The 1,825-nt window shown below is 74.6% G+C and carries 2 protein-coding genes; one reads left to right on the top strand and one right to left on the bottom strand.

Annotated elements, in window-relative coordinates; translation table 11 throughout:
* A partial coding sequence (locus H5J29_RS31225) for a hypothetical protein (protein ID WP_220188168.1) occupies nucleotides 1-395 on the bottom strand: 395 nt, incomplete at its 3' end.
* Nucleotides 396-562: 167 nt separating this feature from the next.
* Between H5J29_RS31225 and H5J29_RS31220 the strand changes: the two genes are divergently transcribed.
* Nucleotides 563-1,825, top strand: a 1,263-nt coding sequence (locus H5J29_RS31220; RefSeq protein WP_181784526.1) for a molybdopterin oxidoreductase family protein, incomplete at its 3' end; no start/stop codon positions are given.

Here is a 1,825-nt window from a genome sequence, read left to right as displayed (position 1 = left end):
AGCCCGACCGCGCCGACGAGCAGCGTGAGCCGGGTGCCTGCGTCCGGGACCCGCAGGGTCAGCGTGACCACCGCGCCGAGCAGCGCGAGCACCATCACCGGCACGATCTCCCGCCACCGCCGCCCGCTCGCCACGGTGTAGACGCCGATCAGCGGCAGGTACGTCGCGAGCAGGGACACGGCCCCGACGAGCACGGCGAGCAGGCCGAACGCGAACCGCGCGCGCCGCCGCCAGAACACCGCCGCGAAGCCCAGCACGCCCAGGACCACAGTCACGACGCCCCACGCCCCGGACGGGGGCTCGCGCACCACCGTGACCGCACCGATCCCGCCCGCGACCAGCACGAGGAGCGCGTTCACGGCGATCTCGCGCGCGATCCGGACGGGCGGGGCCACCTGTCGACCCTAGGGCCCGCGGCGCACCACCCGACCCCGTCCGCGACCAAAGTCGAGCAGGCGTAGACCGAGGATGACCGCACCTCACACGACCGGGGGAGCAGGACTGAGGCACCCGTAACGGTTCGTGCACGGTGAGGTAACAGCGGACCCCGACCCTGGAGGGGATGACCGCCACGCACTGTCCGTACTGCTCGCTGCAGTGCGGGATCGAGCTGCGCGCGGGCTCGCTCACTGGCCGCGAGAACTTCCCGACCAACCGCGGCGGCCTCTGCATGAAGGGCGCCACCGCGCTCGAGTTGCTGGACCATCCCGAGCGGCTGACCACCCCGTTGCTGCGGGTGGACGGGGCGCTCCGGCCGGTCGACTGGGACACCGCGCTGGACCGGGTCGCCGAGGGGATCCGCCGGGTCGGGGCCGAGCACGGGCCGGACGCCGTCGGCTGCTTCGGCGGGGGCGGGCTGACCAACGAGAAGGCCTACCAGCTCGGCAAGTTCGCGCGGGTCGCGCTGCGGAGCGCGTCGATCGACTACAACGGCCGGTTCTGCATGAGCTCCGCCGCGGCGGCGGGCACCAAGGCCTTCGGCATCGACCGCGGGCTGCCGTTCCCGCTGCCGGACGTCGCCGAGGCGGAGGTCGTGCTCCTCGTCGGCAGCAACCCGGCGGACACCATGCCGCCCGCGATGCGGTGGTTCGAGCAGGGCCGCGAGCGCGGGGCCGAGCACATCGTCGTCGACCCCCGGTACACGTCGACGGCCGCGCTGGCCCACCGGCACCTGCAGCCCCTCCCGGGAACCGACCTCGCGCTGGCCAACGGGCTGCTGCACATCGCGATCCGCGAGGGCCTGGTCGACGAGGAGTACGTCCGCACCCGCACGACCGGCTTCGACGAGGTCCGACGGGCGGTCCGCGCGGACTGGCCGGACCGGACCGAACGCACCACCGGCGTGCCCGTGGCGGCGCTGCGGGCCACCGTGCACGCACTGGCGAAGGCCCGCAGCGCCATGATCCTGACCGCCCGCGGCGCCGAGCAGCACGCGGACGGGACCGACACGGCGTCGGCCTGGATCAACCTGGCCCTGGCCCTGGGTCTGCCCGGCCGCCCCGCCTCGGGCTGGGCCACGGTGACCGGGCAGGGCAACGGGCAGGGCGGCCGCGAGCACGGGCAGAAGGCCGACCAGCTGCCGGGCTACCGCAAGCTCGCCGATCCCGAGCACCGCGCGTTCGTCGCCGGGGTGTGGGGGATCGACCCGGCGGAGCTGCCGCAGCCGGGCGTCTCGGCGTACGAGCTGCTGGACTCGCTCGGCTCCCGGGTGCGGATGCTGCTGGTCAGCGCGTCGAACCCGGTGGTGTCGGCCCCGAACGCCGGGCACGTCCGCCGGCGGCTGGCCGCGCTGGACCTGCTGGTCGTCACGGACTTCTTCCTGTCC

This window comes from Pseudonocardia pini (genome assembly GCF_013870575.1).
Taxonomy (GTDB): Bacteria; Actinomycetota; Actinomycetes; order Mycobacteriales; family Pseudonocardiaceae; genus Pseudonocardia; species Pseudonocardia pini.
Note: the sequence above shows the minus strand (reverse complement) of the source record. Positions and strands in the feature narration are given on the sequence as shown.